Origin of the sequence: Salinirubellus litoreus, assembly GCF_037335815.1 — an archaeon.
GTDB lineage: Archaea > Halobacteriota > Halobacteria > Halobacteriales > Haloarculaceae > Salinirubellus > Salinirubellus litoreus.
Window position 1 is genome coordinate 1223381 of sequence record NZ_CP147841.1, and the last position, 22798, is coordinate 1246178.

23 protein-coding genes are annotated in these 22798 nt (G+C 70.0%); 10 read left to right on the forward strand and 13 right to left on the reverse strand.

Annotation, left to right across the window (positions count from 1 at the left end; translation table 11 throughout):
• The first annotated feature begins 170 nt into the window (after positions 1-170).
• A complete protein-coding gene (locus tag WDJ58_RS05970) occupies positions 171-1574 on the forward strand; it encodes a hemolysin family protein (RefSeq protein ID WP_338916730.1) in 1404 nt (467 codons plus the stop codon).
• A gap of 363 nt (positions 1575-1937) precedes the next feature.
• Here the strand turns inward: WDJ58_RS05970 and WDJ58_RS05975 are convergent, their stop codons facing one another.
• The 3 genes from WDJ58_RS05975 to WDJ58_RS05985 form a co-directional block, all read right to left on the reverse strand.
• Entirely contained in the window at positions 1938-2417 is a 480-nt protein-coding gene (locus tag WDJ58_RS05975) for a response regulator (RefSeq protein ID WP_338916731.1), read from the reverse strand.
• 5 nt (positions 2418-2422) lie between these two features.
• Positions 2423-2566 carry a hypothetical protein gene (locus WDJ58_RS05980; RefSeq protein ID WP_338916732.1) on the reverse strand — a complete coding sequence of 48 codons (144 nt, stop codon included), beginning with the start codon at positions 2564-2566 and terminating at the stop codon, positions 2423-2425.
• 208 nt (positions 2567-2774) lie between these two features.
• Positions 2775-3959 carry an inorganic phosphate transporter gene (locus tag WDJ58_RS05985; RefSeq protein ID WP_338916733.1) on the reverse strand — a complete coding sequence of 395 codons (1185 nt, stop codon included), beginning with the start codon at positions 3957-3959 and terminating at the stop codon, positions 2775-2777.
• A 150-nt stretch (positions 3960-4109) separates the two neighbouring features.
• Between WDJ58_RS05985 and prs the strand changes: the two genes are divergently transcribed.
• Positions 4110-4952, forward strand: coding sequence for a ribose-phosphate diphosphokinase (gene prs / locus WDJ58_RS05990; protein ID WP_338916734.1), 843 nt, complete (start codon positions 4110-4112; stop codon positions 4950-4952).
• Between the two features lie 92 nt (positions 4953-5044).
• Positions 5045-5443 (forward strand): VanZ family protein, encoded by a 399-nt coding sequence (locus tag WDJ58_RS05995; protein WP_338916735.1) that lies wholly within the window; start codon positions 5045-5047, stop codon positions 5441-5443.
• 59 nt (positions 5444-5502) lie between these two features.
• Here WDJ58_RS05995 and ileS read toward each other — a convergent pair whose 3' ends face one another.
• Both ileS and WDJ58_RS06005 read right to left on the reverse strand, forming a co-directional pair.
• Positions 5503-8745 (reverse strand): isoleucine--tRNA ligase, encoded by a 3243-nt coding sequence (gene ileS / locus WDJ58_RS06000; RefSeq protein ID WP_338916736.1) that lies wholly within the window; start codon positions 8743-8745, stop codon positions 5503-5505.
• Positions 8746-8872: 127 nt separating this feature from the next.
• Positions 8873-9121 carry a hypothetical protein gene (locus WDJ58_RS06005; protein WP_338916737.1) on the reverse strand — a complete coding sequence of 83 codons (249 nt, stop codon included), beginning with the start codon at positions 9119-9121 and terminating at the stop codon, positions 8873-8875.
• A 97-nt stretch (positions 9122-9218) separates the two neighbouring features.
• On the opposite strand from WDJ58_RS06005, the gene WDJ58_RS06010 reads away from it, so the two are divergent.
• On the forward strand, positions 9219-9446 hold the full coding sequence (locus WDJ58_RS06010; protein WP_338916738.1) for a hypothetical protein: 228 nt from the start codon (positions 9219-9221) through the stop codon (positions 9444-9446).
• Between the two features lie 133 nt (positions 9447-9579).
• Here the strand turns inward: WDJ58_RS06010 and WDJ58_RS06015 are convergent, their stop codons facing one another.
• The gene (locus tag WDJ58_RS06015) at positions 9580-9741 is read right to left on the reverse strand and encodes a DUF7331 family protein (RefSeq protein WP_338916739.1); all 162 of its coding nucleotides are present in this window, start codon (positions 9739-9741) and stop codon (positions 9580-9582) included.
• A 130-nt stretch (positions 9742-9871) separates the two neighbouring features.
• Between WDJ58_RS06015 and WDJ58_RS06020 the strand changes: the two genes are divergently transcribed.
• Positions 9872-10555 (forward strand): uracil-DNA glycosylase, encoded by a 684-nt coding sequence (locus tag WDJ58_RS06020; RefSeq protein WP_380661572.1) that lies wholly within the window; start codon positions 9872-9874, stop codon positions 10553-10555.
• On the opposite strand, the gene WDJ58_RS06025 is transcribed toward WDJ58_RS06020, so the two are convergent.
• A complete protein-coding gene (locus WDJ58_RS06025; RefSeq protein WP_338916741.1) occupies positions 10552-11889 on the reverse strand; it encodes an MFS transporter in 1338 nt (445 codons plus the stop codon). The two genes, WDJ58_RS06020 and WDJ58_RS06025, sit on opposite strands and share 4 nt — an antisense overlap.
• Before the next feature lie 98 nt (positions 11890-11987).
• On the opposite strand from WDJ58_RS06025, the gene WDJ58_RS06030 reads away from it, so the two are divergent.
• Complete coding sequence (locus WDJ58_RS06030) at positions 11988-12869, forward strand: halocarboxylic acid dehydrogenase DehI family protein (protein ID WP_338916742.1); 882 nt, start codon at positions 11988-11990, stop codon at positions 12867-12869.
• 8 nt (positions 12870-12877) lie between these two features.
• Here WDJ58_RS06030 and WDJ58_RS06035 read toward each other — a convergent pair whose 3' ends face one another.
• The 3 genes from WDJ58_RS06035 to WDJ58_RS06045 all read right to left on the reverse strand — a co-directional run bounded on the left by WDJ58_RS06035 (position 12878) and on the right by WDJ58_RS06045 (position 16380).
• Positions 12878-13651 carry an SDR family NAD(P)-dependent oxidoreductase gene (locus tag WDJ58_RS06035; protein ID WP_338916743.1) on the reverse strand — a complete coding sequence of 258 codons (774 nt, stop codon included), beginning with the start codon at positions 13649-13651 and terminating at the stop codon, positions 12878-12880.
• A gap of 257 nt (positions 13652-13908) precedes the next feature.
• On the reverse strand, positions 13909-15264 hold the full coding sequence (gene cofH / locus WDJ58_RS06040; protein WP_338916744.1) for a 7,8-didemethyl-8-hydroxy-5-deazariboflavin synthase subunit CofH: 1356 nt from the start codon (positions 15262-15264) through the stop codon (positions 13909-13911).
• Between the two features lie 75 nt (positions 15265-15339).
• Positions 15340-16380 carry a glycosyltransferase gene (locus WDJ58_RS06045; RefSeq protein ID WP_338916745.1) on the reverse strand — a complete coding sequence of 347 codons (1041 nt, stop codon included), beginning with the start codon at positions 16378-16380 and terminating at the stop codon, positions 15340-15342.
• Positions 16381-16620: 240 nt separating this feature from the next.
• Here WDJ58_RS06045 and WDJ58_RS06050 point away from each other — a divergent pair, with 240 nt between their 5' ends.
• Positions 16621-16791 (forward strand): hypothetical protein, encoded by a 171-nt coding sequence (locus WDJ58_RS06050; protein ID WP_338916746.1) that lies wholly within the window; start codon positions 16621-16623, stop codon positions 16789-16791.
• 194 nt (positions 16792-16985) lie between these two features.
• Here WDJ58_RS06050 and WDJ58_RS06055 read toward each other — a convergent pair whose 3' ends face one another.
• A complete protein-coding gene (locus tag WDJ58_RS06055; protein WP_338916748.1) occupies positions 16986-17840 on the reverse strand; it encodes a hypothetical protein in 855 nt (284 codons plus the stop codon).
• 92 nt (positions 17841-17932) lie between these two features.
• On the opposite strand from WDJ58_RS06055, the gene WDJ58_RS06060 reads away from it, so the two are divergent.
• From WDJ58_RS06060 to WDJ58_RS06070, 3 genes are all read left to right on the forward strand, one after another.
• On the forward strand, positions 17933-19729 hold the full coding sequence (locus WDJ58_RS06060; RefSeq protein ID WP_338916749.1) for a S9 family peptidase: 1797 nt from the start codon (positions 17933-17935) through the stop codon (positions 19727-19729).
• 74 nt (positions 19730-19803) lie between these two features.
• Complete coding sequence (locus WDJ58_RS06065) at positions 19804-20922, forward strand: M48 family metallopeptidase (RefSeq protein ID WP_338916750.1); 1119 nt, start codon at positions 19804-19806, stop codon at positions 20920-20922.
• A gap of 75 nt (positions 20923-20997) precedes the next feature.
• Positions 20998-21462, forward strand: coding sequence for a hypothetical protein (locus WDJ58_RS06070; RefSeq protein ID WP_338916751.1), 465 nt, complete (start codon positions 20998-21000; stop codon positions 21460-21462).
• Positions 21463-21520: 58 nt separating this feature from the next.
• Here the strand turns inward: WDJ58_RS06070 and WDJ58_RS06075 are convergent, their stop codons facing one another.
• Both WDJ58_RS06075 and WDJ58_RS06080 read right to left on the reverse strand, forming a co-directional pair.
• Positions 21521-21907, reverse strand: a complete 387-nt coding sequence (locus tag WDJ58_RS06075) for a TRAM domain-containing protein (protein WP_338916752.1) — start codon at positions 21905-21907, stop codon at positions 21521-21523.
• A gap of 76 nt (positions 21908-21983) precedes the next feature.
• Entirely contained in the window at positions 21984-22673 is a 690-nt protein-coding gene (locus tag WDJ58_RS06080) for a YkgJ family cysteine cluster protein (RefSeq protein WP_338916753.1), read from the reverse strand.
• Positions 22674-22798 lie beyond the last annotated feature (125 nt).

Here is a 22798-nt window from a genome sequence, read left to right on the forward strand (position 1 = left end):
GACACGTGCCTAAAGCTTCTCCTCGCGTGCGTCGGTGGGGCCCGGCGGTCCACGACCCCCGACCACCGGCCTGAGCGGGACCGTCGCTCCGATCCCGGGGAGGAACGCGGGACGTGAGCGCCGGCCATGACAACTCTTAATCCCCGGGACGGACAAGACAGGGTGTTACAATGGGTATACAGGCGTCAGTGCTGCTCTCTACTGCTCCGATCGTGCCGGCACAGGTCGATATCCTCGGCTTCTTTTCCCTGAGCGAGACGGCGTTCGTCGCCATCGGCGCGTTGACCATCCTTCTCCTCATCGGGCTCTCGGCGTTCTTCTCCTCGTCGGAGATCGCGATGTTCTCGCTCGCCGAGCACCGCACCGAGTCGCTCGCCGAGGAGGGCGCGCCGGGAGCGGCGACGCTCAAGGCCCTGAAGGACGACCCACACCGCCTGCTCATCACCATCCTCGTCGGGAACAACCTCGTCAACATCGCGATGTCCTCTATCGCGACGGGGCTGCTGGCGATCTACTTCACCCAGGGAACCGCGGTCGCAATCGCGACGTTCGGCATCACCGCGATCGTCCTCCTGTTCGGGGAGTCCGCGCCCAAGAGCTACGCCGTCGAGAACACCGAGTCGTGGGCGCTGACCATCTCCCGGCCCCTGAAATTCGCCGAGCAGGTGCTGCTCCCGCTGGTCGTGCTGTTCGACTACCTCACCCGGATCGTGAACAAGGTCACCGGCGGCCGGTCGGCCATCGAGACCTCCTACGTCACCCGCGACGAGATACAGGACATCATCGAGACGGGCGAGCGCGAGGGGGTCATCGAGGAGGACGAGCGCCAACTGCTCGACCGCGTCTTCCGGTTCAACAACACCATCGCCAAGGAGGTGATGACCCCGCGGCTCGACATGGACGCGATCGGCGTGGAGTCCTCGATCGAGGAGGCCATCGAGACCTGCGTCCAGTCCGGACACGCCCGTATTCCCGTCTACGAGGGGTCGCTCGACAACGTCGTCGGCGTCGTCAACATCCGGGACCTCGTCCGCGACCTGAACTACGGCGAGCGCGAGAGCGACATCCGGCTCGAGGACCTCATCGAGCCGACGCTACACGTCCCCGAGTCGAAGAACGTCGACGAACTCCTCGCGGAGATGCGACAGAACCGGATGCCGATGGTCATCGTCATCGACGAGTTCGGCACCACCGAGGGGCTCGTCACGACGGAGGACCTCACCGAGGAGATCGTCGGCGAGATCCTCGAGGGCGGCGAGGAGGAGCCGATCGAGTTCGTGGGCGACCTCGAGGTGCTGGTCCGCGGCGAGGTGAACATCGAGGAGGTCAACGAGGCCCTCGAGATCGAACTCCCCGAGGGCGAGGAGTTCGAGACCATCGCCGGCTTCATCTTCAACCGCGCGGGACGCCTCGTCGAGGAGGGCGAGGTCATCTCCTACGACGGCATCGACATCCGGGTCGAGGAGGTCCAGAACACGCGCATCATGAAGGCCCGCATCACCAGACCCGTCGAGCCCGAACCGGAGGCGATCGAGGACGAGGAGGCCGTCCCCGACGAGGTCGAGGTCGACTGACCGCGCGGGTCGAACGCGACCGTTCCCGGCGACCCGCCCGAACCCGCCCGTCCTATAGTCGCGTTTGGAACCGATGACACACGCCGGACGGGGACGTTCCCCCGTCGATGAGTAGGGACTTCCAGACGCTACATCCACTGGGAGAGCCCTCGTGGTTCCTCTACGACCGACCGACGCGCTCCGATGGATCCGATAGCGCCGGCCCGGTCGGCACCTCGATTCCCGCCCGCACCGGCCGTGGCTCTCCGGGGAAGTGTACGGAGCAAACGGGGGCTACGACCGCATCGTGGGCGACCGCCCGGTCCGGCGTCGAACGGTGCCATAACGCTTCGGGATCCGTGAACTGGACGGCTCCGAGTGGCCCTATGCGGTCGACTCCGTCCCCGACGGCGTCTCGGACTCGCTCTCGCTTTCGCCCGTCCGTCCATGCTGGATCGCGCTCTCGATGGTGTCCGCCAGGACCTCGTACTGTTCGACGCCCGGTGCCTTCACGACGTGATCGGTGGCACCCGCCCGTTCGGCCCGGTCGGCGACGTCGGCCCCGCGCTCGCTCGTGAACAGGACGACCGGCAGGTCGGGGTGTTCCTCGCGGATCCGCCGACAGAGTTCGAACCCGTCACACCGGGGCATCCGCACGTCGCTGACGACGCAGTCGACGGTCTCGGCGTCGAGCCTGTCGAGGACGGTCAGCGGGTCGGTCTCGCTCCGGACGGTCACCCGGTCGTCGAACCGTTCGAGGAACTCCGCCGTGAGGTCGAGCAGCGCCGGGTCGTCGTCGACGTGGAGCACCCGGAGGTGACCGGGCGGCGTGACCGAGCCGGCGCACCTCGCGGTCCGCGACACGGGGATCACCCCTCCTCCGCCATCTCGCGCTGGATGGCCTCGTGGCACGTCTCACAGAGGAGTACTGCCTCGTGGTTGTTGCTCCGCACGAGCAGGTCGTACGGTTCGGCGTCCGGTTCCCCACAGTTGATACATCCCCCGTCACCCATACCCGGTCGAACGGCCCGTACCCATATATAAGCGGAGCAGCCTTTTCAGATCCTGAAGAGACGACGAAAAGTACAACTAACGAGGGCGTCCGTGTCGTCGTGCCGCGTTCTCCGGATGGTCGGTACGGATTGTTGTAACGACTTGCCGGCGATCACCCGAACAGGGTCAGTGATCGCTGGTAAAAGACTACAACAATTCGTAGGATCGCTACGCGACCGCCGTCCAGAGGCGGTACGCGCCGTAGCTCACCCCGCCGGCGAGCGCGAGCGATCCGAGCCACGCCAGCACGGTGTATATCATCTTGCGTCCGGAGACGCCGGCCCCGCCCGCGGCGTAGCCCGACCCGATGATGGCGCTGACGATGATCTCGTTGAACGAGACGGGGACGCCGAGGAACACGGCGGTCTGTGCGATGACGAACGAGGGGATGAGCGCGGCGATCGAGCGGCGCGGGCCGAGCGAGGAGTAGTCCTGTGCGAGCGCCTTGATCATCCGTGGAGCGCCCGTCCAGGACCCGAGCAGGAGGCCGACACCGCCACCCAGGAGCAGCGTCGTGAGCGGGATCGCGAACGGGCCGTCGTCGAGCAGCGGGAGCAGCGGCCCGAGCGCGAGGCCGACCTGCGAGCCGCCGGCGGAGAACGCGACGAGACCGCCCATGACGAGCAGGAACCGTCGCTGGCCGCGGGCCTGGTCGCGGGTCATGTCGCCGTAGAGCGCCACGGCGACGACGGCGGCGAACAGGACGGACACCGCCGCGACGGCGATGGGTCCGCCGGGGAGCCCCCCGGCGGCCACCGCGGCCAGCGAGGCGCTCTCGCCCGCCGGACCGAGGAGGACGAACTCCACGTTGGCGAGGACGAGGCCGACGACGCCGGCGAGTAGCGGCACCGCCACCCGCTCGGGGACGCCCTCGGTGCGGAGGAGACGGGCGGTCCCGTAGGCGATGCCGCCGCCGACGAACGGCACGGCGACCCAGAGCGCGACGATCTCGCGGTACTTCGCCCACGCCGGATCGCCGCCGAGGGCGAGCCCCACGCCGACGACCGCGCCGGTGACGGTGAACGCGGTGGCGATGGGGTAGCCCGTGAAGACGCCGATGGCGACGAGTATCGCGGCGGTGAGGAGGCCGACGATGGCTGCGGTCGGCGAGAGCGTCACGCCCCGGATGAGCTCGCGACCGACCGCCTCGGTGACGTTCGCGCCCTGGAGGACCGCCCCGGAGAGCCCGAGGACGCCGACGACGAGCGCCGCGCGCATCACGCCGATGGCGTTCGCGCCGACGGCGGGGGCGAACGGTGTCGACCCCGAGGAGCCCGCACCGATGGCCCAGGCCATGAACAGGGAGGCCAGCGCTGCGACCGAGAGCGTCACCAGCGTCGTCGTCGCGACCATCTGCCGGACACTGGCGGTCACCGCCGATAAGTCCCCCGTCAGCGGCGCGACGACGTCGCCCGGTAGCAGAGTACATGCCCGCTCGGGGAGCGTGACGCGCCGGCCCGGCGAGAAGCAAGGCTTGTTACAGCCCGTGCCGCACGACCGGACATGATACTCCCGGGGTCGGCGTCACAGTCGCTGGGGGCGGCGCTGGCGGCCGAACTCGACGAACCACTCGCGGCGGTCGAGTACGACCGGTTCGCCGACGGCGAGCTACTGGTCCGCACGACGGAGCCGTCGTCGACCGACAGGGCCGTGATCGTCGCGAGCACCGTCTCGGGCGACGCGCACGTCGAACTGCTCCAGCTCCAGGACGTCGCCCGCCAGTACGCCGAGGAGGTCGTGACGGTCCTCCCCTACATGGGCTACGCGCGGCAGGACGACGCGTTCCGCGAGGGGGAACCCGTCTCGGCCCGCGCGGTCGCCCGCGCGCTCTCGCCGGGGACCGACCGGGTGGTCTGTGTCGATCCACACGAGCCGTCCATCGAGGAGTTCTTCGACGTCCCGTTCGAGGCGGTCTCGGCCGCCGACCGCCTCGCCGCCCCGCTCCCCGACCTCGCCGACCCCCTCTTCCTGGCCCCGGACGCCTCCGCCCGCGGGCTCGCACGCGAGGTGCGGGACGCGTACGGCACCGGGACCGTCGATCACTTCGAGAAGCACCGCGACCGCGACACCGGCGAGGTGTCGGTCGCCCCCTCGGAGACCGCGGCGAGGGATCGGGAGGTGGTGCTCGTCGACGACATCGTCGCCACCGGCGGGACGATGAGCGAGGCGATCGTCCAACTCGACGGCCCCGCGAGAGTGTTCGTCACGTGCGTCCACGCGATGCTCGCCGGCAGCGCCCGTACGCGGCTGGCCCGCGTCGGCGTCGACCGCGTGTACGGGACCGACACGCTCGAACGGGCGGAGAGCGCCGTCAGCGTCGCTCCCACCGTCGCGGACGCGCTCTGAGACCGCGGACCGCGCGCGATCGCGCTTCCGGCCGCTCACGACCGGACGTCAACGCTTTGTCGTCGGATACGCTTCCCCCGGGTGACACTCCCATGCTCGGCTCGCGGTTCACTCCGATCGACGGGTCGCCCTGGAGGGACGTCGCCGCCGTCGCGGCGGTGCTGTTCGTCGGGTCGGCCCTTCCAGCGCCGTTCGGCCGACACCCGGAGTTCGCGCGGTTCGGCCCCGACAAGCTCCTCCACCTCCTCGGGCACGGCGGGTTCGCGGCGGTCGTGGCAGATTCGCTCGGCTCCGGTCGGCTCGACCCCCGGTCGGCCTGCACGCTCGCGGCCTGTCTCTCGACGGGCTACGCCCTCCTGCTCGGACGGCTCCAGGAGTGGATTCCGGGGCGGGAGCCCGAGCGGGCGGACCTCGCGGCGAGTACGGTCGGATCCGTCCTCGGGGCGGTCTGGTGGTACCTGTCCGTCGAACCGTCCCCTCCCGAGGCGTGACCGCTCGCGGAACGGGCCCGAGGCAAGCAGTCGTCGTGCGAGGCGGGTGGGACGAGCGGTCAGTCCGAGGCCGACGGCGCGGCGAGCGGCTCGACGGCGATCTCCATCGTCACGCCCTCGACGTCCCACTCCTTGCGGTGGCCGTCGGTCACCTCGCCGAACTCGGCGGCCCGGACCTCGCCCGCGATGAGGTCCTCGTGCCGGCGGACGAGGTCGGCGACGCGCTCGTCGCGCACGTCGAGTTCGACGCGGACCTCCGCTTCGAGGTCGAGGTCGAGGTCCTTTCGCATCTCCTGGACCCGGCGGATGACCTCACGGGCGTACCCCTCGGACTCGATGTCCTCCGTCAGCGCCGTGTCGACGTAGACGACGCCGCGCTCGCTCCCGTCGACGCGGAAGGTCGTCCCCTCGACGCCCTCGGGGGTGCGGGTGACGAACTCGACCATCTCGTCGGTCAGGTCGACGTCGCGGCCGAGCGACTCCGACACGGCGTCCTCGAGGGCCGCCACGGACTGCTCGCCGACGCTCGCCTCGTTGAGCGCGTTCATCACCTCGCTCGCCTCGCTCCCGAATTCGGGTCCCAGGACGGACATGTCCGCGCGGGCCCCGTAGGCGAGCTCCTCCCACGCCTCGCCGGGCTCGACGAGTTCGATCTCGCGGGCGTTGAGCCGGTCGCACAGGAGGTCACGGTGGCGGTCGACGGCGGCGGCCGTCCCGTCGTCGTCGGCCGCGACGACCACGCGCGCGACGGGCCACCGGAGCTTCCGCTCGGCCTGCTGGCGGGCGTTCGCGCCCGCCTCCTCGACCCCGCGGAGGACCGCGACGTCCGTCTCTAGCTGGGGATCGCGGAGCGACTCGTCGGGTTCGGGCCAGTCACACATGTGGACCGTGTCGTACCCCGTATCGCCGGTGAGCTTCCCGTATATTTCCTCGGCGACGAACGGCGTGTAGGGTGCGAGCAGCGCGACTACCTCGCTCAGCACGCGGTAGAACGTGGCGTAGGCCGCCCGCTTGGAGTCGCTGTCCTCCTCCTCCCACATCCGCTCGCGGACGACCTGGATGTAGAACCGCGAGACGTCCTCGACGACGAACGAGAGGAGCGTCTCGAGCGCGCGGTCCTGCCGGAACTCCTCCCACGCCTCGGTCATCTCGGCCTCGACGGTCTGGAGCCGCGAGAGTATCCACTCGTCGACCGTCTCCAGTTCGAGGTCTTCGACCGTCTCCTCCTCGGGATCGAACCCGTCGAGGCGCATGTACGGCAGTGGGAACCGGAAGACGTTCCAGAGGATGTTCAGGTCGCGCTGGCGGTTCTCCAGTTCGTCCCAGGAGAACCGCATGTCGTCGCTCTGGGGGGTCTGAGCGAGCAGGAACGCCCGCATCGGGTCCACGCCGTACTCCTCGATGACCTCCTTGGGGTCGACGAGGATCCCTCTCGACTTGGACATCGTCCGGCCGTCGGGCATGAGCGCCCAGCCGTGCATCAGCACCTGTCGGTAGGGTATCTCGTCGAGCGCCGCGGTCCCCATTCCCAGCTGTGACCAGAACCAGCCCCGCGTCTGGTCGTGGGCCTCCATGATGAGGTCGGCGGGCCAGAGCTCCTCGAAGTCGCTCTCCTCCTGCGGGTAGCCGAGGGTGCCCCAGGAGGCGACCGAGGAGTCGAGCCAGACGTCGAACACGTCCGGGACCCGCGTGTAGGTGGTCCCGTCGCGGGTGATCGTCAGATCGTCGACCGTGGGGCGGTGGAGGTCGACCTCCTCGGGGTCGACGTCCTGGTCCGCCAGTTCGGCGAGCTCCTCGCGCGTGCCGACCACGATGGCGTCGTCCATCTCACCGCTCCAGTCCTCGGGCGTCCAGATGGGGATGGGGATGCCCCAGTAGCGCTGTCGGGAGACGTTCCAGTCCGGCGAGTTCTCGACGAACTGCCTGAACCGCTTGTCCCGTGCCTCGGGGGGATACCACTCGCTGTCCTCGATGTTGGCGAGCAGTTCGTCCTTGATGTCGGTGACCGTGATGAACCACTGGTCGGTGACGATCTGGACGATGTCCGTGTCACACCGCCAGCACTGGCCGTAGTCGTGGACGTACGTCTCGTCGGCCAGCATCAGGCCCTTCCGTTCGAGGTCCGCGCGGACGTCGTCGTTGGCGTCGCGGACGAACTGCCCGGCGTACTTCCCCCCGCGCTCGTCGTAGACGCCGTCGCCGCCGACCGGACAGAAGATCTCCAGACCGAGCTCGTGCCCGCGCTCGAAGTCCTCCTCACCGTGCCCGGGTGCGGAGTGGACCAGCCCCGTTCGATCGACCTCCACGTAGTCGGCGGTGTAGACCTCCAGTGCGCCCTCGAAGTCGGGGTGCTCCGGTACCTCGTCGGTCAGCGGGTGTTCGTAGGTCCAGCCGACCATCTCCTCGCCCGACAGCTCCTCCTCGACCTCGTAGTCCGCGTACCGGCCCTTCTTCAGCACCTCCTCGACGACCTCGCGTGCGACGTAGAGCACCTCCTCGTCTCGCGGGTCGCGTTGCTCCCCGCTCGACCTGTCCGAGGCGCTTCGCGCCTCGCGCGTCGCACGCACCTTCGCGTAGGTGACGTCCCCGCCGACGGCGACGAAGGTGTTTCCGGGGATCGTCCACGGCGTGGTCGTCCAGATGACGAGCGAGCCTTCCCGGTCGCGGAGCGGGAACTTCACGTAGATGGAGGGGTCCTCGACCTGGTGGTACTCGACCTCGTTCTTGGCGATGGCGGTCTCACAGCGGGGACACTGCGTGATCGAGCGCATCCCTTGGGTGACGAGTCCGCGCTCGTGGGCCCGCTCGAACCCCCACCAGGCGGCCTCCATGTACTCGGGGGAGACCGTCTTGTACGGGTCGTCCCAGTCCATCCAGACGCCGAAGGACCTGAAGTCCTCCTGGAGCCCTTCAAGTTGCTCCTCGGCGAACTCCTTGCACTCCTCGATGAAGTTCTCCATCCCGAACGCCTCGATGTCCTTCTTGTTCTCGAAGCCGAGGCGCTCCTCCACCTTCGTCTCGATGGGCAGCCCGTGCATGTCGTAGCCCGGGCGGTCGGTCACGTCGTAGCCGCGCATCCGGAGATAGCGGATGTAGGCGTCCTTCAGGGTCTTGTTCCAGGTCGTCCCCATGTGGGCCGCCCCGGAGGTGTACGGCGGCCCGTCGACGAAGAAGTAGTCCTCCCCGTCGGCGCGGTGCTCCTTCGCTTTCCGGTAGGCGTCGACCTCGTCCCAGTGATCGAAGGTCCGCTCCTCGACCGCGCCCGGGTCGTACTGGTCGTCCACCTCCGCGAAGCGGTTCATACACGGGGGGAAGAACGCCCGCCACTAAAGGGGAATCGGTCGGGCAGGCGGCCGTGTCGCACCCGTTCGCGGTGTCGGGTCCGTCCCCGGTAGCAGTCTGTCGGACGGTGGCGGCCCGTTCGCGGGGTCAGGCCCGCGAGGCGAGCCCGACCAGCCGCGGGAGCAGTCGGCGGCGGCCCAGGAGTTCGAGTCCGAAGAAGAGCGCGACCGCGCCCATCACCAGCAGCCACGCCCCGACGGCGAACTCGCCGGCCGCGAGGTCGGCCACGGCGAGGAGCTCGGCCTCGACGCCGAGATAGGTGAGGACGACGGTTCCGACGAGGTCCAGGGCGGCGACCGCGAACGCGGCGAGGGCTTCTAGCGTGTTGATTCGCATGAGCTACCTCTCGGGAGCCCCCTGTATGTCGTTTGCGTGATTCACCGTCACACACCCTCACGGAACGACTAAGCCCGGCTCGGGCGTTCGAGAGAGTATGGGTCGATACGGTAACCTCGACTATCCGAAGCTGACCAAGCGTGGGTTCCTCCTCGGGCTGACGATGCTGCTCGTCGGCGCTGCGGGCGAGGCCTTCCTCCCGGCGCTCGTCGGGCCGCTCCCACCCTGGGAGGACACGCTCCTGCTGGATCTGGAGATGCTCGGCCTCGTCATCGCCTTCTTCTCCCCCATCGTCTTCGGGTTCGCGCTGCCGCTGACCGAGTAGTCGGCCTCCTTCCGGACGCTCGGGGCTCCTCCGTCGTATCCTCTCCTGTCGTCACGACGTGCCCCCGAACCGAGACAGGATGGACTCCCGGCCCCCGCCCGGTGTCCCGTCGAAGGCCCCCTGCCCTCGGGTCCTACCGTTCGATGTCGACAGTAGTGGACGACCGGAGCCACACGTCGGGGTCCCGCCGGTCGAACACCACGAAGTCGCCGTCGGTGAGCGTGAACGATCCGTAGCGGTCCCGCTCGATCGGCAGGTGTCCACTCCCTTCGGCCCGTTCGTCTATCCGTGCCACGCCCTCGCCAAGGGGAAAGAGCGACCTAACGCTTGCGGTAAAAGTCTGACGATGGTTTCGAGATATGAGTGGTGCATACAATCCGGGGACGGCCGGAGAGTGGTCTTCGACCGGCGTCACGCTTTCGTTCGTGCCCGCCGACGGTACGCCCGTGACGGCTCCGACGGAGGTCCCCTATCCCGATCCTGACGAGCGCAACGACTACGGCGGGTGTCGGCGGTGTCCCGCGCTGGTCGACTGCCGCGAGCGCATCTCCTGGGGGGTCGGCCCACGCGATGCGGCCGTGGTCGTCGTGGGCGAGGCACCCGGCGCGGGCGACCCCGACGCCGAGCGGTGGAAGGGCGGTAACTGGACCGGGATGGCCTACACCTCGCGGGCCTCGGGTCGGAAGGTGAGGGCGATGGTCGCCGACCTCGGGTACGCGGACGAGGCGTACTACACGAACGCGGTCAAGTGCTTCCCGTGCGAGGGACGGGCGGCGCACGGCGACGACGAGACGCCGACGAACCGAGAGCCCACGACGGAGGAACTGGCGAACTGCCGGCCGTACCTCCTGGACGAGATCACGACGGTCTCGCCCGACTGGGTGCTCGCGACCGGGAAGCACGCCACCAGCTCGCTGTTCGCCGCCGCCGACCGGGCGGTGGACGGGTTCCTCGACCGGGTGCTCGAACCGGTGGTCGTAGAGGGGATCGAACCCCCCGTACTTCCGCTGTTACACCCGTCGTATCAGGAGGTGTGGCTCACCCGTCTCGGTCACAGTCGCGAGTCGTACCTCGAGGAGATACGGTCGGTGCTCGGCGGTCGCGACTAGTCCTCGACGGCCTCCGCCTGCGTTTCCGTGGCCGACCCGCTCCCGTACCGGAGGTAGAACCAGGTCAGGCAGGCGAGCGAGAGCAGCCCGGCGAGGGTGGCGATGCCGAACGCGACGCGGTAGCCGAGCGCGGTGTAGATGCGCGCGCCGGCGACGGTCTCGCCCGTCCAGTAGGCGTCGAGGACGGCCCCCATCGCGGCGGGGAAGACTGCCGCGCCGAAGTAGCCGATACTGTTCACGGTGCCCGTGACGGTCCCCGAGGCGGCGGCCGAGTGGCGCTCCTTCACGACGGCGTAGGCCAGCAGGTTCCCGCCGGCGGTGAAGTTGGCGGCGAAGAGGACGAGGCCGACGACGGCCAGCGGGGGCGTGACCGTCAGGAAGATCACCGCGTAGGCGAGGACGAACGTGCAGACCGCGGCGAACATGAGCGACACCCGTCGGCCGAGGCGGTCCGAGAGCCAGCCGATCGTCGGCCCGCCGACGAGCAGCCCCAGGTTACCGAGCAGGACGTAGTTCGAGGCCAGCGGGACCGAGACGTCGTAGAGGTGGACGATGTACGGCACCCCCCAGAGGCCGAGGACGGTGAAGTTCGTCCCGAGGAGGAAGAACAGCACGAACCCCAGGAGCCACGTCGACGGCGCGGCGAGCACCCGTCGTGTGTTCGCCGCGACCGTCCCGAGGTCGGGGAACCCCTCGGGGGGTGTGACGCCGTCGATGGGGTCGAACCCCGCGTCGGACGGGCGGTCGCGGACGAGAACCCCGACCCCGAGGGTGAAGGCGAAGCCGACGAGGGCCGCCGCGAGCATCGAGTCGCGCCACCCGGTCGCCTCGACGGCGAGCGCGAGCGGCGTCGTCGCGAGCACACCGCCGACACCGGCGGCCGCGGCCGTCAGGCCGGTCATCGTGGCGAACTCGCGGGGGCGGTACCAGTTGGCGAGGAAGCGGAGCGTGGCGATGAACAGGACGCTCCCGCCGAGACCGACGACCGCCCGCGAGAGGAAGGCCGCGAGGAACGACCCCGAGACGGCGAAGCCGACGACGCCGGCCGACATACAGAGGAGGCCGACGGCGGCCACCCGTCGGCTCCCGAACCGGTCGACGAGCAGGCCGGAGGGGAGCTGGAGCGCCGCGTAGATGTAGAAGAAGGAAGCGTGGAGGAATCCCAGCTCCGCGCCGGTCGTGTCGAACGTCCGGGCGAGCGGTCCCGAGAGGACGCCCGTCGAGACGCGGTGGAAGTTGACCAGGAGGAAGCCGCCCGCGAGCGCGGCCCAGAGCACCCACCGCCACCGGGTCGGCGCTCGGAGCGTGGAGGGGAGACGGGCGGACGGCGACATGGCGGACGCTCCGGGTCCGGGGGTAATACGCTGTCGGTCGTTCGAGCGACCCACCCGGCGGGGTGAGGGTATTTCGGGGTGGTCCCCGTCCGGGCGATATGGACACGAGCCGGCAGCTCTACGAACTGGGAGCGACCGGGTGGCGGCGCGGGCTCTACGACGACGTCGAGCACACCTTTCGGGCCCCGATCGTCAACTGGATCTTCCGGACCGCTACCGCGAACCTCCCCGGGTTCACCCGCTACGCGTGGGGCCAGGTCAAGCCGCTGTTCGAGACCCGTGCGTTCGCCGAGTGCAGCGTCGCCTACCGCGACGCGGTTCTCTCGGCGCTCGAAGCGGAGGAACGAGGGCCGCTCCCGACGCTCCGCAAGCCGACGACCGGGCTCTCGCCCGCGGAGTACGCACAGCTCCGCGGGCAGGTCGCCACGTTCGACGTCGTGGCCCCGCGGCTCGCCGTCCTGTTCGAGGTGATGGACCGGGCGCTCCACGAGGAGCCCCTGGGAACGGACGTGGCCGACGACCGGGCGACGACCGCCCCGTTCCCCGAGCACCTGGACCGGGACCGAGGAGTCGCGCCGACGATGGCCGACGACGTGCCCGGAGAGATCGTGGAGACGGTCGACGAGATCCGGGCGTTCCACGGGTTCGAGGGCGAGAGCCTGCCGAGCATCTACCGCTGTCTCTGTCAGTGGCCGGGCTACCTGGAGCCAGCGTGGGAAGCCCTCGAACCGCGCTTCGAGGGGTCGGGGTTCGAGGCGGCCCTCGAACGGGGTTCGGCGGTCGTCGAGTCGTTCGTCGACGGCGCACCCTACCGACCGGCGCTCGGGCCCGGGGCCCTCGACGCCGCGGGGGTCGGCGACGCCGGCGAGGACGCCCGGGAGCTGTTCCGGTCGTTCAACGGCGGCCCCGTCGAGACGGTGCTCCCGGCGCTCCCGGTGTGGGCGGCGACGGTCGGATCGGAGGGCGAGCGGTCGCTCTGACGACGCTGTCAGCCGACCATCGTCAGCCCGCCCGAGACCGAGAGCACCTGTCCGGTGACGAATCCGGCGTCGTCGCTGGCGAAGTAGGCGACCGCGCCGGCGACGTCCTCGGGTTCGGTCATCCGGCCGAGCGGGATCTGCTCGCTCATCGCGCCGAGTATCCGCTCGGCGAGGTCGGACTCCTCGCGCATCTCGCGGGTGAGCGGCGTGTCGGCGGGGCCGGGACAGACCACGTTGCACCGGATGCCGTCGCGGGCGAGTTCGCGCGCCATCGTCTTCGTGAACGCGACGATCGCGCCCTTCGTCCCGGCGTAGACGGCCTCGCCGGAGGACCCCACGCGGCCGGCGTCGGAGGCGACCGAGACGACGGCCCCGCCCTCGCCGCGCTCGGTGAGGACTTCGGCGGCGGCCCGGGTGCAGTTGAGCGTCCCCCGGTAGTTGACGTCGATGATGCGGTCCCAGATCTCGGGATCCTGTTCGAGGAACCACTCGATGCGGTCCCAGCCGGCGTTGTTGACGAGGACGTCCATCCCCGCCCTGTCCGCGACGTCGTCGACGACCCCTCGCATCTCGTCGAGGTCGGTGACGTCGCCGACGGCCGGGAAGGCCTCGCCGGGGAGGTCCGACTCGTCGACGGCCTCGACGGTGGCTTTCGCTCTGTCGGCGTCGATATCGTTGACGGCGACGGTCGCCCCCGCTTCGGCGAGCCGGTGGGTGATAGCCGACCCGAACCCGCCGCCCGCACCCGTCACCAGCACCGTTTTGCTGTCGATTCCGTGCATAGGCCGATGTGGTGTGGTCGACACTTGACTGACGGGGGTGTGGGGTGCCCTTCGTACCACCGGAGCGGTGTGCGGGGATGCGGGCTCTCGTTTCGCGTCGAACTCGTGCGGTGAGGTCCCCGTATCGCCCGTCCGCTCCACGGAGAGCGAGATGGTTCGGAGCGGGCGAGCGCGTCCGTGGTAGAGTCGCGCCGGCCGCTCGCGGGACCGACTTCGGTCCCGTCTCTCGAGAACGACTCCGATACGGCCCCGCGTCGCTACACCAGCGGCGTCCCGTCCGCCCGTGGACCGAGCATCGGGCCGTGTGGGCCGTCGCCCTCGACTACGCGGCGGGTCTCGTAGTCCGTCGAGCGCTCGACCGGGACGCGACCGATGGCCCGGATCATGTCGACGTACTCCTCCACGGAACGGAACTCCCCGTGCTCCCCGCCCGCGCGCTTGGTGATCTCCTCGGAGAGGATGGTCCCCATGAAGTCGTCGGCACCGCAGGAGAGCAGCTTCAGCCCGCGGGCGTCGCCGTACTTCACCCACGAGGACTGGACGTGCTCGACGTTGTCGAGGTAGAGCCGCGAGACGGCGATCATCAGCTCGTCCTCGGCGTGACTGGCCCCATCCGAGACGAGCCCGCGGTCGTACAGCGGCGTGTCGTGGTGGACGAACGAGAGCGGAACGAACTCCGTGATCGCTCCCGTCCGGTCCTGTAAATCCCGTATCCGGTCGAGGTGCATCACCCGGTGCATCTCGTTCTCGACGTGGCCGTACATGATCGTCGAGGTCGTGGGGAGCCCGACGTTCGCCGCGGCCTCCATCGCCTCGAGCCACTCCGCGGTGTCGATCTTCCCCGGACAGATGACCTCGCGCACCTCGTCGACGAGTATCTCCGCTGCGGTACCTGGAACGGAATCGAGTCCGGCCTCCTTCAGCGTCCCGTAGATCTCCTCGTAGGAGCGGTCGGTCCCCCGGCGGGCGTGGTAGGCCTCCTCGGGCGTCATCGAGTGGAGGTGGACGCCACCCACACTCATCGCCTCCATCTGCTCGACGTACGTCCCGGGGTCGACCTCGTACGCCTCCGGGGGTCGGTAGTTCGGCGGGTCGGCCATCGATTCGAGCCACTCGCGGTGGTCCGAATCGAGGACGAACGCGGGGTGGAGCCCCGAGACCGACGTCACCTCGTAGATGCCCCGACCGAGGTGTTCCTCGACGATCTCCCGGGCCTCGGCCGGCGTCTTCGTGAACCCGCCGTCGCCGTGCTCGCCGTCGTACCCCTCCTCGAACGAGCCGGCGGGGTCCTTGAAGTTACAGAACAGACACCCCGTGTTGCAGGCCGTGGTGACGTTGTTGTTGAGGTTGACGACGAACGTGACCTCCTCGCCGACGACCTCGGCCCGCCGGCGGTCCGCGGCCTCCAGAACCCGTTCCTTGCGTCGCGGATCGATCCCCTCGACGTCGGTTCCGGTGGTCATGAGTTCGACGCCGTCGGCGACGGTCAGCCGCTCGCCCGCGCGGGCCCTCGCAAGCGCGTCCTCGAACGACTGGTCGGTCTCGGGGACGTGTTCGAAGTCGAACTCCCCCCGCGGAACGTTTGTCCGTGCCGACGTCTCGAACGCGTCCATACCCCCTCCGTTCACCTGAAGGGTAAAAACCCACCGGCGTCGGCGAGCTCGTTCGTGGGTCCCCGCTCACCGTCGCTACTCCGCGCCGGCCTCCCGGTAGCAGTCGAGCCACCGCTCGGCGATCGCCCCCCGATCGAACGCCTCGAAGGAGTCGTCGAACGTCCACTCCGGATAGTCGCCCGCGTCGACGATGGCGTCCTCGATCTCCTCGGGCGTCGTCGCACGGAACCCCCGCTCGCGCCGCTCGACGAGTTCGTGGGCCGCCGAGTCCTCCTGGTACTCGACGATACCCACGCAGCCGCAGGCCATCGCCCACAGCAGCTCCGTCGCGAACGGCTCCCACGTCGCGGTGTGGACGAAGACGTGAGCGGCCCGGTAGCGCGCGATGCGTTCCTCCCGCGAGAGGTCGCCGACGAACGTCACGCGGTCGTCGATACGGAGGTCCGCGACCTGCGCCTCGTAGGCCTCGCGCTCGGGACCGTCGCCGATCACCGTCGCCGTCCAGTCCCGACCCCGGAGTTCGGCGAGCGCCAGAAATAGCGATCCGAGGTTGGCCGACCCGTCGAGGTGTCGTCCGGCGACGATGTCGGTCCCGCCGGCCGGCTCGGTCGAGTGGATCAGCGAGGTGTCGAGCATCTCCGGGACCACCCGGGTTCGCTCCTCGCCCGCGCCGAATTCGCGCACCCACGTCTCGACCAGCCGCGAGGGGGCGACGACCCGGTCGCCGGCCCGGGCAGCCCGTCGGATCAGTCGGCCGGTCGGATCGTCGCCGTACCAGTCGACGATCAGGGGGGCCCGTGCCAGCCGTGCGCCCGCCCTGGCGGCGAGGACGGCCGCCGGCGGGGCCGGCCGCGCGTGGACGACGTCGGGACGGTCGACGGCGAGCAGCCCCGCGATCCGCGAGACGAACGAGACGTCCGCCGGCGAGACCGTGACCGCCCGGTAGCGGACGCCCTCGCGCTCGCGGTACTCGTCGTAGCCATCCCACCACCCCGTACAGTAGACGGTGACCTCGTGGCCCCGTTCGGCGAGCTCGCGGGCCACCCGCTCGGTCCGGGCGACGCCGTCCCGGTCGACGTACCGGCCAGTCCGCGAGGCGACGACGACGACCTGCATGCCGGTGGCTCCGAGGGGTCGGACAAAAACCCAATCGACCGGCCCCGATCGAACGTCACCGCCTCTCGGAACGGCGTGCTGGATAGGGGGTGTTCGGCACGGGAGAGCGGTCCGGGTCTCTCACCGGTGTCGACGCTCGCCACCGAGCCCCCGAGATGAACGTCTCGGGGGCTGTGAGACGAGCTCACCCGGTCCCTGCAGGCCGTGCGGGTTTCCGTCTCCCGACCCTCGGTGTCACGTATGTCCGGGTTGATCCAGCGAACCGCACAGTCGATCGACAGTACGTGGCAGTCGATATGGCACGAGTCTAGTCGTGTCGAAAAGGTGGTGGTCGCCGTCGTGCTCCTGGCCACCGGACTGGCCATCCCGGTGATCCCGATCGTCTGGATCGCCCGGATCGTCGCCAACTGATCGGTGACGCGATCGGGGATGGATGCGCGACTCGTGTTCGGCGGGTTCCCGGAGTTCGACGCCGGGAGACGGGTTCGTCGGAGCAGCGCGACCCGTCTGTGAGCGTCACCGTGTCCAGTCGGGTGGTCGACCCGCTCCCCCGTGGTCGGTGGTGTCGTCCGCGGAGGCGGGCACGTCCGCAACGACGATCTCTATCAGAGTACCCCTCGCCCGCCGGCGATCCCGAAGGTCGCCCGCGCCTCGAACGGTCGGTCCTCGCCGCTCGCCGGTCCGAACTCGCAGACCGCGTTCGCCGACCGGACGTCGCGGGCGATCCCCTGCCACGCGACGCCGAACCGACCGTCCCCTCCCGTTCGCCCCCCGTCGTCGGGAGCGATACCGCCACCGTGGAGCGGCGTCCGACCGGAGGGCCCGCGCTCGCCCAGCGAGACCGGGACGGGACCCTCGCGGAACGCACCCCGGGGCGCGTAGCCGTCGAGGGTCCATCCACGACCGGCCGCCGCGCCCACCGAGACCCGGGTCACGCTCGCCCGCCCGAGGCCCCCGTCCGGCTGGTCGGCCCGCGCTCCGGCCCAGAGCCACACCCGGTAGGCGTGCTCGTCGCCGTCGAGGCGGTAGACGACCACGGCGACGTCGGCGCTCACCCACGACTCGGGAACTCCGCTCCCGTCGTCGCCGGGCACCGAGATCGAGTCGCGGTACGCCCCCACGTAGGTCGGTCCGTCGACTCCCGGTTCCTCGCTCTGCCCCCAGACGCCGTGCTCGCCGTAGGTCCCCGCGAGCGAGGCCACCTCCGGTCCGAACCCGTCCTCGAACGCGAGCCGCTCGGTCGTGAGGGCGACGTCGGCGTTCGACTCCCCCGAGGAGCCGAGCGCGGAGAGACAGCCGGACGTGGCGGAGAGCCCGCCACCAGCGAGAGCAAGCAGGGCACGGCGCGAGCACGCCGACGGCGACGACGTGGTGCGGGGGTCGGGCGGCGAGTCCGATCTGACACGAGGACCGGACGCGTCGGAGGGGCTGGAGGGCTGGCGCGACACGTCAGCGATCACGGTGCGGTCGGCTATCGGCCTTTCGACCGCGCTCTCCCCCTTTTCCCTACCGGGCGCAACGACTTTCCACCGCGCGCGGCAGTCCCCGGTACATGAAACAGCTCGAACGGTACCTCAACGTCCGGAGTGCGTACGGGGCGTCGGTCGCCCCCGACGGTACCGTGGCGTTCCTGATGGACACGACCGGCACCCCGCAGGTGTGGACGCTCGATTCACCGGGGGCGTGGCCGGAACAGCGGACCTTCTACGACGAGCGGGTGACGTTCTGCAGCTACTCGTCCGCTCGACCGGAACTCGCCTTCGGGATGGACGACGGCGGCAACGAGCGCGAGCAGCTCTTCCGGCTGGACCCGGACGGATCCGTCGTCGATCTGACGCGGCACCCCGACGCCAAACACTACTGGGGTGGCTGGTCGAACGACGGCGAGCGGTTCGCCTTCGCCTCCAACCGGCGCGACGAGTCCGTCTTCGACGTCTACGTCCAGGACCGCGACGCCGTGGGCGAGAACGCCGAACTCGTCTTCGAGGGCGACGGTATCTACTCGGTGGGCGGGTTCTCGCCCGACGACCGTCACCTCGTCCTGCTGGAGAGCCACTCGAACTTCGACGCCGACGTCCACGCCCTCGACGTCGAGACCGGCGAGAAGACCCACCTCACCCCCCACCAGGGCGACGTCCGCTACGGCGGCATCGAGTGGGGTCCCGACGGGTCGCTCTACGTCGTCACCGACGACGGGACGGACCTGCTCTACCTCGCCCGGCTCACCCTCGACGCACACCTCGACACGGTAGTTCGGGACGAGGCGTGGAACGTCGACGGGGTGGCCATCGATCACGACACGGGGCGGCTGGTCTACTCGCGGAACGTCGACGGCTACACCGACCTCACGGTCGGCGAGTTCTCGGACCCGACCGAGATCGACACCTTTCCCGCGCCGGACCTCCCCGAGGGCGTGGCGGGCGGCGTCTCGTTCGGCTCGGAGGGCGAGCGGTTCGCCTGCTCTGCCTCCGGGTCGACGACGAACACGAACGTCTACGTCGTCGAGGTCGAGAGCGGGGAGACCGAGCCGTGGACCCGTGCCTCGACCGCTGGCATCGATCCCGGAACGTTCCGCCCGCGCGAACTCGTCCGCGTCGAGTCGTTCGACGGACGCGAGATCCCCGCGTACCTCTCGCTCCCCGCCGAAGTCCCGGAGGGGGGTGCCCCCGTGGTGGTCGACGTCCACGGTGGGCCAGAGTCACAGCGCCGACCGTCGTTCGGTTCGCTGGGACAGTACTTCCTCTCGAACGGCTACGCGATGTTCGAGCCGAACGTCCGGGGCTCCACGGGGTACGGGAAGGCCTACTCCCGGCTCGACGACGTGAGAGATCGGATGGACTCGGTGAAGGACCTGAAAGCGGGGGCGGAGTTCCTCGCCGGCCACCCGGATATCGACGGCGACCGCGTGGTGGTGATGGGCGGCTCCTACGGTGGATTCATGGTGCTCGCGGCGCTCACCGAGTACCCCGACCTGTGGGCCGCGGGCGTCGATATCGTGGGTATCGCGAACTTCGTGACGTTCCTCGAGAACACGGGGTCCTGGCGGCGCGAGCACCGCGAGGCCGAGTACGGCTCGCTGGAGGTGGACCGGGAGTTCCTCGAATCGATCAGTCCGCTCCACGGCGCGGATCGCATCCGCGCGCCGCTGTTCGTCATCCACGGCGCGAACGACCCGCGGGTGCCGGTCGGCGAGGCCGAGCAGATCGCCGAGGCCGCGAGCGAACACGTCCCCGTCGAGAAGCTGATCTTCGAGGACGAGGGCCACGGCCTCTCGAAGCGCGAGAACCGCATCGAGGCCTACACGCGGGTCGTCGAGTTCCTCGACGAGCACGTCCGAGCGGGATCGTAGAGTCCCTCCGGGGCGTGTCCGGTCCCGGCCGCTCGACTGAAGATTGACAACCACCCGCCCGCTACCGGTGGTCGATGCTCTCGCCCGTGGGTGCCCTCCTCTCGCACCTCGTCCTCGCGCTCGTCTGCCTCTCGGGGGTGCGCCTCGTCGCCGCCTCGGCGGGGCCCGATCCCCGCGTCGCCCGACGGCTCCGCCGGGGCGGGGCGTTCCTGGCGCTCCTCCTCGCCACCGGCTGGGGGGTCGGCGTCGGCACCGACGCCCACGTGGCGGCGTGGACTGCCAGCGCCGTCCCGGGGCTCGGTGCCGATCTCTACCCGACGCTCGGGACGTTCGCGCTGTTCTGCGGGCCGGTCCCGCTCGCGACGTACGCGGCCTACCGCGGCGCGGACGCCGCCCTCACCGCTGCTCCCGACGCCGCGGCTCACAGCGGCGGATCGCCCCGGGGGTTCGCCGAGGGGTACGCCCTGGCCGTCGGTCCGGCGCTCGTCCTGACGGCGCTCGCGCCCGCGGCCCCCGACGGCTGGTGGCTGGTGGCCGGGGTCGCGCTCGTGGGCGTCCTCCTCGCCGCGGGGTCGCCGCTGCTCGTCCGTCGGATGGTCAGCTCGCGGCCGCTGAGCGCCGCCGAGCGTGCGGCCATCCCCTCGGAGGTCCCCGTCCTCGTCCTGCTGACGGGACGCGACGGCCCGGTGAACGCGCTCGCGGCGGGCGTGCTCCCCGGCCTCCGATGCGTCTACGTCACCGAGCGGCTGCTCGACTCGCTCCCGTCTCACGAGGCCGCGGCCATCGTCACCCACGAGGTCGGCCACCACCGCCGCAGACACGTCCCGCTGCGGCTCGGGGCGGTCGGCGCGTACGTCCTCCCGTGGCTCGGCGCGACGACGCTCGACGTCCCCGGCGCGTTCCTCGCTGGGCTCGTCCTGCTCGTCCCCGCGACGCTCGTCATCTTCCGGATCGTCCGCTGGACCGAGTACGACGCCGACGCCTACGCCGCCCGGCGGACCTCCCCGGGGGCGCTGGCCGACGCGCTCCGCCGGCTCGGCGAGCGCGGGCTACTGAGCGGGACGGGCGGCCCGCTCGCGCTCCACCCGCCGCTCGCCGTGCGTATCGCCCGTCTCGATGACCTCGATCGCGAGCGGCCCGATCCCCACCGGGAGGGCCGCCAGCCCCGGCCCGAGGGCCACTCGGGAGACTGAGCGACCTCCCGCACACTACTCGCCGGTGAGAACTATCTGCTGGTTTTATCCATCTCCACGGGACTCTACCCGCACGTGACACCACCGTCCCGCGACCGGGCCGAGGCCGCGCTCCGCTCGTTGCGGGGGGCCTACGACTCGTTCGACGTCCACCAGACCTCCGTCTCGCTCGACCCGGGGGCCTACGACACCGCGCTCCACGACGGGCTGATCGACGCCGCGATACGGGTCGAGAACGACGCCGGGGAGGTGCTCGTGGTCGAGGACCGAAGCCGGTGCGAGCCGCGCGTCCGGTTCGATCACGAGGCGGGGAGCGACCTCGCCGAGACGGCGCGGTCGGCGCTCGCCGACACGACCGGCGTCGTCTGCCGGGTGACCGACCTCCGGAGGGTCTCGGTGCTGGCGATACACGACGAGACGGACGCGAGTCGTCCCGCGAAGTTCGCGCTGGACGTCCGCCTCTCGGGTCTGTACGAGGGCGGCGAACCGGGGAACGGGTTCGACTGGTGCGACGGTCTCGAAGTCCAGGCGATCGAGTGAGCCGAGGTCGGCCAGAGCGGTCGTTCCCACCGTCAGGAGCCGGCTCCGGCGGTCCCGGCTACTCGATTATCTCGCCGACCGCGAAGTTCGACTTGACCTCGGTTATCTCGATCTTGACGCGCTCGCCGACCTCGCCGCCCGGGACGATGATGACGTAACCCCGTTCGACCCGCGCGATGCCGTCACCCTGCTTGCCGAGGTCCTCGATCTCGACGTAGCGTATCTCGCCGCGCTCGACCGGCGGCTGTGGCTCGTCCGGCGGACTCGATCCCTCCGCCGACTCCTCGACCGCCTCCTCGGTGCTGATGAGCGCCACCCGGTAGGTCTCGCCCGCCGCGACCGACCCGGTGTCTATCTCCCGGCGCGGCACCTCGACGACGAACCGGTCCTCCTCGGACTCGATCTCGGCACTGAATAGACACAGCAGTTTCTCGGAGATCTCCATGAGACTCTCTGACTCGCGGCAAGGCCGCCCAGCGGTATAGAACTACCGACGGGGCGGCGACGGGGGGACGGGACGGCTACGGATCGTCCCCCGAGAGCGGGGTTCCGTCGGGCCGTTTCGCCCCCTCCGAATCGTGGACCACGACGCCCTCGACGCCCGCCGGCTCGTAGTTCTCGCGGAGCGCGATGGCCTCCTCGACGTCGCGGACGGCCCGCTCCTTCAGCGCCCGGGCGAGATCCTCGGCGTCCTCGCGGGAGATGTCGCGTCCGAGCCCCTCGCACTCGTGGGCGCGTACAGGACCCTCGCGGTCGACGGCTTCGCCCATCGGCTGGCTCGCGGTCGCCAGGTCGACGCTGAACGGGTAGGTCCGACAGACCAGCGGCCGGGCGTCGTGGACGGTACACGCGCCGGTTCCCTCGTCCTCCGTGTAGAACGTACAGTCCCCGCAGGCATCGGTCTGGAGCGCCCACTCCAGGGTCTCGCCCTCGGGGCCGTCGGCCCCTTCGTGGAGGCCGTAGGGCATCGGGCGGGCGACGTCCCGCCAGTCGTACTCGTGTTCGAACTCGGGGCTCTCGGCGGTGGCCCGCTGGAGGTTTCGTACTTCCTCGGGAAACACGGTCGCGGTGTGTTCGTCCCCAGCGTGGCCCTTGCAGCACGCCCCACAGCGCGTACACTCGAACCCGATGGTCTCGATGGCATCCGCGAGTTCCGAGACGTCGAGGTCCCGCGCCCGTTCGAGTTCGGCTTCGAGGCTCTGACCCGACACACCCTCGTTTCGGGTCGAACGCGAAAAGAGGTGTCGGGTGGCGAGTGGACGTGGAGTGTCGGGTGGGACTGAAAGGGGCCGGCGGTTCGGGGAAGGCGGGCGACGTAAGCACCGAAGCGGAGTGA

Coding starts and splice junctions, on each gene's coding strand:
- WDJ58_RS05970 (WP_338916730.1), top strand. CDS start 171: ATGGGTATACAGGCGTCAGTGCTGCTCTCTACTGCTCCGATCGTGCCG.
- WDJ58_RS05980 (WP_338916732.1), bottom strand. CDS start 2,566: ATGGGTGACGGGGGATGTATCAACTGTGGGGAACCGGACGCCGAACCG.
- WDJ58_RS05985 (WP_338916733.1), bottom strand. CDS start 3,959: ATGGTCGCGACGACGACGCTGGTGACGCTCTCGGTCGCAGCGCTGGCC.
- prs (WP_338916734.1), top strand. CDS start 4,110: ATGATACTCCCGGGGTCGGCGTCACAGTCGCTGGGGGCGGCGCTGGCG.
- WDJ58_RS05995 (WP_338916735.1), top strand. CDS start 5,045: ATGCTCGGCTCGCGGTTCACTCCGATCGACGGGTCGCCCTGGAGGGAC.
- ileS (WP_338916736.1), bottom strand. CDS start 8,745: ATGAACCGCTTCGCGGAGGTGGACGACCAGTACGACCCGGGCGCGGTC.
- WDJ58_RS06005 (WP_338916737.1), bottom strand. CDS start 9,121: ATGCGAATCAACACGCTAGAAGCCCTCGCCGCGTTCGCGGTCGCCGCC.
- WDJ58_RS06010 (WP_338916738.1), top strand. CDS start 9,219: ATGGGTCGATACGGTAACCTCGACTATCCGAAGCTGACCAAGCGTGGG.
- WDJ58_RS06025 (WP_338916741.1), bottom strand. CDS start 11,889: ATGTCGCCGTCCGCCCGTCTCCCCTCCACGCTCCGAGCGCCGACCCGG.
- WDJ58_RS06030 (WP_338916742.1), top strand. CDS start 11,988: ATGGACACGAGCCGGCAGCTCTACGAACTGGGAGCGACCGGGTGGCGG.
- WDJ58_RS06035 (WP_338916743.1), bottom strand. CDS start 13,651: ATGCACGGAATCGACAGCAAAACGGTGCTGGTGACGGGTGCGGGCGGC.
- cofH (WP_338916744.1), bottom strand. CDS start 15,264: ATGGACGCGTTCGAGACGTCGGCACGGACAAACGTTCCGCGGGGGGAG.
- WDJ58_RS06045 (WP_338916745.1), bottom strand. CDS start 16,380: ATGCAGGTCGTCGTCGTCGCCTCGCGGACTGGCCGGTACGTCGACCGG.
- WDJ58_RS06050 (WP_338916746.1), top strand. CDS start 16,621: ATGTCCGGGTTGATCCAGCGAACCGCACAGTCGATCGACAGTACGTGG.
- WDJ58_RS06060 (WP_338916749.1), top strand. CDS start 17,933: ATGAAACAGCTCGAACGGTACCTCAACGTCCGGAGTGCGTACGGGGCG.
- WDJ58_RS06065 (WP_338916750.1), top strand. CDS start 19,804: ATGCTCTCGCCCGTGGGTGCCCTCCTCTCGCACCTCGTCCTCGCGCTC.
- WDJ58_RS06075 (WP_338916752.1), bottom strand. CDS start 21,907: ATGGAGATCTCCGAGAAACTGCTGTGTCTATTCAGTGCCGAGATCGAG.